The sequence below is a fragment of the Pseudomonas sp. K5002 genome, assembly GCF_013386655.1.
In the GTDB taxonomy this organism is placed as follows: domain Bacteria; phylum Pseudomonadota; class Gammaproteobacteria; order Pseudomonadales; family Pseudomonadaceae; genus Aquipseudomonas.
On the sequence record NZ_JACARK010000798.1, the window covers coordinates 1 to 8042 of the forward strand.

7 protein-coding genes are annotated in these 8042 nt (G+C 61.9%); 4 read left to right on the forward strand and 3 right to left on the reverse strand.

Annotated elements, in window-relative coordinates:
* Nucleotides 1-441 (reverse strand): LysR family transcriptional regulator (locus tag HX846_RS28765; RefSeq protein ID WP_178966613.1); only part of this gene is annotated, 441 nt, incomplete at its 3' end.
* A gap of 149 nt (nt 442-590) precedes the next feature.
* On the opposite strand from HX846_RS28765, the gene HX846_RS28770 reads away from it, so the two are divergent.
* Nucleotides 591-1613, forward strand: coding sequence for an NAD(P)-dependent alcohol dehydrogenase (locus HX846_RS28770; protein WP_003207368.1), 1023 nt, complete (start codon nt 591-593; stop codon nt 1611-1613).
* On the forward strand, nt 1610-2776 hold the full coding sequence (locus HX846_RS28775) for an MFS transporter (RefSeq protein WP_003207370.1): 1167 nt from the start codon (nt 1610-1612) through the stop codon (nt 2774-2776). Before HX846_RS28770 ends, HX846_RS28775 begins: the two co-directional genes overlap by 4 nt.
* 16 nt (nt 2777-2792) lie before the next feature.
* On the opposite strand, the gene HX846_RS28780 is transcribed toward HX846_RS28775, so the two are convergent.
* Nucleotides 2793-3536, reverse strand: coding sequence for an SDR family NAD(P)-dependent oxidoreductase (locus HX846_RS28780; RefSeq protein ID WP_178966615.1), 744 nt, complete (start codon nt 3534-3536; stop codon nt 2793-2795).
* 282 nt (nt 3537-3818) lie between these two features.
* Between HX846_RS28780 and ispC the strand changes: the two genes are divergently transcribed.
* Nucleotides 3819-5060 carry a 1-deoxy-D-xylulose-5-phosphate reductoisomerase gene (ispC, locus tag HX846_RS28785; RefSeq protein WP_087692420.1) on the forward strand — a complete coding sequence of 414 codons (1242 nt, stop codon included), beginning with the start codon at nt 3819-3821 and terminating at the stop codon, nt 5058-5060.
* On the opposite strand, the gene HX846_RS28790 is transcribed toward ispC, so the two are convergent.
* Complete coding sequence (locus HX846_RS28790; RefSeq protein WP_003207376.1) at nt 5061-6008, reverse strand: LysR family transcriptional regulator; 948 nt, start codon at nt 6006-6008, stop codon at nt 5061-5063.
* A 254-nt stretch (nt 6009-6262) separates the two neighbouring features.
* Here HX846_RS28790 and HX846_RS28795 point away from each other — a divergent pair.
* Nucleotides 6263-8042 (forward strand): FUSC family protein (locus HX846_RS28795; protein ID WP_256740056.1); only part of this gene is annotated, 1780 nt, incomplete at its 3' end.

The following is an 8042-nucleotide window of genomic DNA, read 5'->3' on the forward strand; positions in this document are numbered from 1 at the left end:
GGGCGCTTCACCGCTGCGCAGCACGGCGTCGTAACCTTCTTCCACCACGTCCACGCGGCGGTCGGTAAAGCTCAGGTCCAGCTGCACCTCGGGGTAGGCTTTCTTGAATTGCGCGAGCACCTGCAAGAACGGATGGCCCACCAGCGGCAGGCTGACCTTGAGCCGGCCACGAGGCGCCGACACGGTTTGCGAAAGCTCGGCTTCGGCTTCGTCGATCTCCATCAGGATGCGCCGGCTGCGCTCCAGAAACAGCTCGCCCTCGGCAGTCAGCGTGACGCTGCGGGTGCTGCGGTTGAACAGGCGCACACCCAGGCGTTCCTCCAGGCGTACCACGCTCTTGCCGACTGCCGAGGCCGTTACGCCCAGCACGCGCCCGGCGGCGACAAAGCTGCGGGTTTCGGCGACCTGCACAAAAACATTCAGGGTGTTGAGGCTGTCCATCGAGGCTCCGGTTTGGCTGAGGCGAGGCCTGGCTACCTTATCCCGATTGCGGAACAAAAGCTCCGTAGACAGTGGAGCCGGCGCCCCCTTAATCCCGTGAGGACAGGCCCATATCCTTGTGGCATTGCCCATTCACGAGGAATACCAAGATGACCGACACCATGAAACGCTGGGAAACACCTGCATTGGGACTGCACACACTGCGCCTTGCCGACGTGCCACGCCCCATCGCGAAGGCCGGGGAGGTATTGGTGCGCGTCGAGGCCGTCTCGCTCAATTACCGCGACGGTGAAGTGGTCGAAAACAGCATGGGTGCCGACCTCACATTCCCATTCACGCCGGCCTCCGACATGGCGGGCACGGTGGTCGCCGTGGGCGAGGGCGTTACGCGTTTCAAGGTGGGCGACAAGCTGCTGTCGACGTTTTTTGCCGGATGGGTCGATGGCGCTCCGCTGTCCTGGAGTGAAGCGCCGCCTCAGGGTGGCCCGCTCCCCGGCATGCTCGCCGAGTACGTGGCAACACCTGCCGAATGGTGCGTGCATGCGCCCCTCAGCCTCACCGCAGGGCAGGCCAGCACCTTGCCAGTGGCCGCCTTGACGGCGTGGATGGCGCTGTTCGAACTGGGCCACCTGCACGCCGGCCATACCGTGGTGGTGCAGGGCACCGGTGGCGTCTCGTTGTTTGCGGTGCAACTGGCTGCGGCCAATGGTGCCCGCGTTATCATCACCAGTAGCAGCGATGAAAAGATCGCGCGTGCCATAGAGCTGGGTGCCACCCATGGCATCAACCGCAGCCGGGTACCGGAATGGCACACGGCGGTGCAAGCGCTGACCGATGGGCGTGGCGCCGAACATATCCTGGAAATGGCCGGCGGTGACAACCTCACGCGTTCCCTGCACGCGGTAGCCAACGGTGGGCGCATCTCGGTGATCGGCCTGCTGGAGAGTGACCAATTGAATGCTCCGGTCATGGCCTTGCTGGGCAAGCGGGCCTCCATCATCGGCATCTCCGTGGGGCCGCGCCGCGCATTGGAAGATCTGATTGCCATGATCGACCGCCACGGCATCGAGCCGGTAATCGATCACACCTACGGCTTCGAGCAAGTGCCCGAAGCCTTCGCTCATCTCGGGCGCGGTGCCTTTGGCAAGATCGTGATCGAGGTCGGCCGGTGATCTACATCATTCTGGGTCTTTTCGGCCTGTACACCCTGGAGTTTGGTGTGGTCGGTATTTTACCGATGATCGTCGAACGTTTCGGCATCAGCGTGTCTCAGGCCGGGTTATTGATGGGCTTGTTTGCGCTGATCGTGGCGGTGCTGGGGCCTTTCCTGGTGCTGATGGCGTCGCGCCTGGCGCGCAAGAAAATCCTGGTGGGCGCGCTCTTTGGTTTTTCCGTGTGCAGCGTGCTGTCGGCGTTTGCGCCGAACTTCGAAACCTTGATGGCGTTGCGGGTAATTCCGGCGATGCTGCACCCGGTGTTTTTTGCCGCTGCGTTTTCCACCGCGGTGTCCTTGTACCCCAAGGACCGCGCGGCGCATGCCACGGCCCTGGCCGTGGTGGGCACCACCTTGGGCCTGGTGCTTGGGGTGCCGCTGACCACATGGGTGGGCGCGAGTATTTCCTATGAGGCATCGTTCTTCTTCTGCGCTTTGGCAACGGGGTTGGCAGGTGTCGGACTGCTGTTGAAACTGCCCCATCATGAACGCCCGATGCCGCTGAGTTTCGGCAAGCAACTGGCGGTGCTGCGCAGCCTGTCGGTGTGGCTGGCGATCATCGCGACGGTGCTGGTGTTCACCACGATGTTTTCGGTCTACAGCTATGCCGCCGAGTACCTCAGGACCCAGACCGGCATGGATGGCCAGGCCATCAGCATCATGCTGGTGATCTTCGGCGTGGGCGGTGTCACGGGCAACCTGTTGGTGGGCCGGTTATTGGGCAAAAGCATGGTGGCAACGGTGGTGCTGTACCCCATTGTGCTGGCGGCGGCGTACGTGGTCTTGTACGCGTTCGGCAGCCCGTCGTGGTGGTCGATGAGCTTGATTGTGCTGCTGTGGGGCGCTGCGCATACCTGCGGGCTGGTGGTCACGCAAGTCTGGCTGACCTCGTCGGCGCCCGAGGCGCATGAGTTCGCAACCAGCCTGTATGTGTCCTCGGCGAATGCCGGCGTGGTGATCGGGGCGTCCGTGGGCGGGCTGTTTATCAATGCATTCGGCACCACCGGAGTGATCGGCTGCGGCTTGATATTTGCCGCACTGTCATTGCTTGTGATTGGGTGGAAGGCCTTGGCGTTCGGAGGCGCCAAGGCATTGCCCGCAGACCTGTGCGCTGCGCATTAGGCCTGCGGGGCCATGGTCAACGCAGGGTGTAGCCGCCGTCGACCACCCAGTCCTGGCCAAACACACTGCGTGCGCCCTGGCTCAACTGGAACAGGATCACATCGGCAATAGCGCCCGGCTCCAGGAATTGCCCATTGAGCAGGCGCTGATTGACTGTGGTGGCAACGCCGCCCAACGCTTCGTCACTGAGCCCCAAGGTGCTCCAGATCGGCGTGGCGGTGGGGCCGGGCGATACCATGTTCAGACGAATGCCATGGGGCGCCAGCTCCACCGCCAGGGTGCGCATTTGCGCCCGCAAGGCGGCCTTCGAAGCAATATACGCGGCGAGCCCAGGGAAGGTCGCCAGCTCCAGGAATGTACCGATAAATACCACCGACGCCTGGGCGGCCATTTGCTCGCGTAGGCTGCCGAGGATGTTGAGAGCCGCGGCTCCATTGACGGCCCATTGCCGGTCAAAGGCGGCCAGGTCCAGGCCATCGGCCAGTTGTGCGATCCCGGCATTGGGCACGAGGTAATCCACCGGTCCGATGGACGCCGTCAACTGCGCCAGGCGTGCCTGGTCGGCAGCCTGGGTGACATCCCCCGCCAGCCAGTAGAGCTGCTCGCCAAAACGCTCCGCCAATGCGCCCAATTCGCCAATCTGTCGCGACATGGCGACCACTTGCGCACCTTGTTCAAGCAGCTTGCAGGTGACAGCCAGGCCGATACCTGAACTGGCACCGGTCACTACGGCAAGGCGGTGGTTGAAGTCATTGTTCATGGGGTTCTCTTTATAGATTGCCAAAGGGGCGCGCAGCACTGATCAGGATTCATGCCATATGAAAAGTTCCTATAAATCAGTTGGATATATTTTTTGTAGTCGATATGACACGAGTGTTATGTAGTCCTTATGACGTGCTGTAGTCGTTATGACCAAGGCCCGTTTTCGAGCTGATCGAAGGCTTGGCTTTTTTGCGATAGTTGTTGGCGTTATCGCGATGACGGCGCTGGCACTTTCCTTGGTTAATGGCGGCTGTTTTCTCTACGTCAGGCTCATTACGTCATGTCGCTTATTCCGCGCAAAAAAGTCATTCGCCAGGTGATCGCCACCCGTCAACGCTTGCAAGCCATCAGCGTGCTGGGCGCTACCGGTTCGGTGGGCGTCAACGTATTGGACGTTATCGCGCGTCACCCCGAGCGCTATAAAGTCTTCGCCCTCAGCGGGTTCACCCAACTGGAGCTGTTGAAAAAACAATGCTTGTTGCACCGTCCGGACTACGCCGTGGTGCCCACGCCGCAAGCCGTGGCGACGCTGCAGAAGCAACTGTTGGAGGAGGGCTCTCAGACTCAGGTAGTGGGCGGCGAAAGCGGTCTGAAATTCGTCGCCGGTCACCGGGATGTGGACACGGTGGTGGCCGCTATCGTCGGTGCGGCGGGCTTGAATGCAACGATGGCCGCCGTCGAGGCCGGCAAGAAAATCCTCCTGGCCAACAAAGAGGCACTGGTGATGTCCGGTGCGTTGTTCATGCAGGCGGTGCGCAGCAGTGGGGCGGTGCTGTTACCGCTGGACAGCGAGCACAACGCAATCTTTCAGTGCCTGCCGTCCCATGCTCAACACGGCCTGGCCCACGCGGGCGTGCGGCGCATTCTGTTGACTGGCTCCGGCGGGCCGTTTCGCCAAACGCCGATGGCGCAACTGCACAACGTAACGCCGGACCAAGCCTGCGCTCACCCGAAATGGTCCATGGGCCGCAAGATTTCGGTGGACTCGGCAACCCTGATGAACAAGGGACTCGAACTGATCGAGGCCTGTTGGTTATTCGGCGCCAGGCCGTCCCAGGTCGAGGTAGTGATCCATCCGCAAAGCGTCGTCCATTCGCTGGTGGATTACGTCGACGGCTCAATGCTCGCGCAGTTGGGGAACCCGGACATGCGCACGCCCATCAGCCATGCCCTGGCCTGGCCGCAACGGATCGATTCAGGGGTTGAACCACTGGATTTGTTCAAGGTGGCCCGGCTGGATTTCGAAGTACCGGACGAGAAGCGCTTTCCTTGCCTGGCCCTGGCGCGCGAGGTGGCGGATGTGGGCGGCACGGCACCGGCGTCGCTCAATGCGGCCAATGAAGTCGCGGTGCAGGCCTTTCTGGACGGACGCATCGGCTTCATGCAGATCGCCGAGTGCATCCGGCATGTGCTGGACAAGGAGCCGGTGGTGGCGGTGACGGACCTGTATGGCGTCATGGAGGCCGACGCCAGTGCCCGCCGGTGGGCACTCGGATGGCTGAATCAGCACTATCAGCGATGATCAGCCGTAGCTGACCCGGTCGCGAATCTTCAGCACAGCCTTATGGTCGGCCAGCACTTCCGGGAGTGAACTGCGCAGGTACTCCACCCAGGTTTTGATTTTTGCATCCAGGTAGTGCCGGGAAGGGTAGATGGCGTACAGGCTCAGTTCTTCCAGGCGGTACTCGGGCAGGACTCGCACCAGAGTGCCGCTGCGCAGCCCCTTGATTGCCGCATGCACCGGCAGGATGCCCACGCCCATGTCGTTGCTGATGGCGGTCTTCATGGCGTCGACCGAGTCCACCAGGAACGGCGAGCTGCTGATGGTGACGCTCTCCTGGCCACGGGGGCCGTCGAACGTCCAGTCTTCCAGCGGGATCACCGGGCTGACCAGCCGCAGGCAGGCGTGGCTGAGCAGGTCTTGCGGCGTTTGCGCGGCACCATGGTTTTTTATGTAGGACGGTGAGGCGCAGACGATGCTGTAGGTCGTGCCCAGTTTCTGTGAAACGTGGCTAGAATCGGGCAGGTCAATGGCCAACACAATCGACACGTCGAACCCTTCGTTGACCAGGTTCGGCGTGCGGTTGCTCATGCTCAGGTTGAACGTCACGTCGGGGTAGTTCTTGCGGTAGCGTGCGATGGCGTCCACCACGTAGTGCTGGCCGATGCCTGTCATCGAGTGCACTTTCAACTGGCCGGTAGGGCGTGTGTGGGCGTCGCCGGCTTCCAGCTCCGCTTCCTCGACGGAGCGCAGGATTTGCTCGCAACGCAACAGGTAGCGTTTGCCGGATTCGGTCAGTGCGGTACGGCGTGTGGTGCGGTTGAACAGGCGGGTTCGCAGGTGGGTTTCAAGGTTGGAAATGGAGCGCGAAATATGGGTGGTGTTGCTATTCAACTGCACTGCCGCGCCAGTAAAACTGCCGACTTCGGCAACGCAGCGGAAGATGCGCATGTTCTGCAGGATGTCCATCGATGCTCTCCAGGTGGAACGTTTTTTAGTGTGGCATGAACTCATCCACGGCTGTAAACGCTATTTATTGTGGATTTTTACGTAACAGTCATTCACGTTTCTGATGACTTACCGGGGCGCATGGAAGCCCCTAGAGTCGCCGCCCCATTTCCCGTCAGCCGGAAGGTCGCGTGCCTCGACTCACTGTTCGTCGTTTCAATATCGCCGGTAGAGCGGGCCGCTGGCTGGTGTCGCTGCCCTGGCGCCGGGGCTTCATGGAGTGGGCCCGCAGCGATGGGGTGATGTGGATCTACCTGGGCAAGGTATTGATCGCCTCGTACCTGACCCTGTGGCTGGCGATGCGCCTGGAACTGCCACAACCGAGCACCGCGATCACCACTGTGTTTATCGTGATGCAGCCCCACAGCGGGCACGTCCTCGCCAAGAGTATCTATCGCTTCATCGGCACGTTGGTGGGCTCATCGTTCATGGTGCTGTTGATGGCCCTGTTTGCCCAGAGCACCGAGCTGTTTCTCGCGGGCCTGGCATTGTGGGTGGGGTTGTGTTCCGGTGGTGCCGCGCGCAATCGCAACTTCCGCGCCTATGGATTTGTGCTCGCCGGCTACACGGCGGTGATGGTCGGGCTTCCCGTGGTGGGCCATCCGCAGCAGGTATTCATGGCGGCCGTCTGGCGAGTGCTGGAGATCACCTTGGGGATCGTCTGCGCGACGCTGATCAGCGCCACCGTATTGCCTAAAACCTCCAGCGTGGCGATGCGCAACACGTTGTACCAACGCTTTGGCCGCTTTGCCGGATTTGTGCGGCAGCGCCTGCGTGATACCGGTGACCAGGCGGCCTTCGAGAGCGCCAACCTGGGGTTTATCGCCGAGGCCGTTGGCCTGGAAGTAATGCGCAGCGTCAGCGTGTTCGAAGACCCTTACATGCGCCAGCGCAATGGGCGAATCAACCGCCTCAACAGCGAGTTCATGGCGATCACCACGCGTTTCAACGCGCTGCATCAACTGCTTGAACGGGTTCGCCTGCGCGGTGGCGTGGAGGTGGTCCAGGCCGTCGATCCGGGGTTGATCGCGTTGGCCGAGCTGCTCAAACCCTTCGCCGGGCACCCATTGACGGACCGTGACGCGGCCGTGCTGTCCACCGAACTGAAAGTCTACAAAGCCGGCTTGCCAGACCGGGTCCGGCGCCTGCGTGCGGCGTTGCAACATACCGCTCCCGTAGCCGATGACCTGCTGGACTTTCACACCGCGTATGAACTGCTCTACCGCTTTGTCGACGAGCTGCACAGCTACGCCCAGACGCATGCGTCCCTCGCCGATCACAACCATGTGCGAGAGCAATGGAACGAACCGTTTCAACCTCGGACCAACTGGCTGGCGACCCTTGCGGCCGGGTTGCGCGCCGCGGTGGTGTTACTGGTGCTCAGTACGTTGTGGATTGCCACCAGTTGGCCCAGCGGCGCGGCCATGACCCTGGTGTCGGCGCTGACCGTAGGCCTGTCGGCGTTCTCTGCCAACCCCAGGCGCATGTCGTTTCAAATCGCCTGCGGTACACTACTGGCAGCGGTGATTGGCATTTTCGAAGTGTTTTTCGTGTACCCGATGATCGACGGTTTTCCGTTGCTGTGCGTGGTCATGGCGCCGGTGATCGTACTGGGTTCGTTCTGGCTGGCGAGGCCGCAATTGGCCGGCTATGGCCTGGGCATGCTGGTGTTTTTCGGCACCAGCTCAGTGCCTGCCAACCTGACGCTGTACAACCCCTACGGGCTGATCAATGACTATCTCGCCATGGTGTTTGGCATGTTGGTGTGCGCCGCGGCGGGGGCGATTATCCTGCCACCCAACAGCCCTTGGCTGTGGCGCCGGCTGGAACAGGATCTGCGCCGCCAGGTGGTGGTTGCCATCAGCGCGCCGTTGCCGGCGCTGGGCTCCGGTTTCGAAAGCGGCACCCGCGACCTGCTCAACCAGGCCTACAACTTTGCGGCGGGCAGGGCATCGGTGCAGCATCGCCTGCTGCGCTGGACGTTCGTGGTACTGG

Bases quoted from the DNA above. Each gene is read 5' to 3' on its own strand.
- HX846_RS28770 (WP_003207368.1), top strand. From the start codon at position 591: ATGACCGACACCATGAAACGCTGGGAAACACCTGCATTGGGACTGCAC.
- HX846_RS28780 (WP_178966615.1), bottom strand. From the start codon at position 3,536: ATGAACAATGACTTCAACCACCGCCTTGCCGTAGTGACCGGTGCCAGT.
- ispC (WP_087692420.1), top strand. From the start codon at position 3,819: ATGTCGCTTATTCCGCGCAAAAAAGTCATTCGCCAGGTGATCGCCACC.
- HX846_RS28790 (WP_003207376.1), bottom strand. From the start codon at position 6,008: ATGGACATCCTGCAGAACATGCGCATCTTCCGCTGCGTTGCCGAAGTC.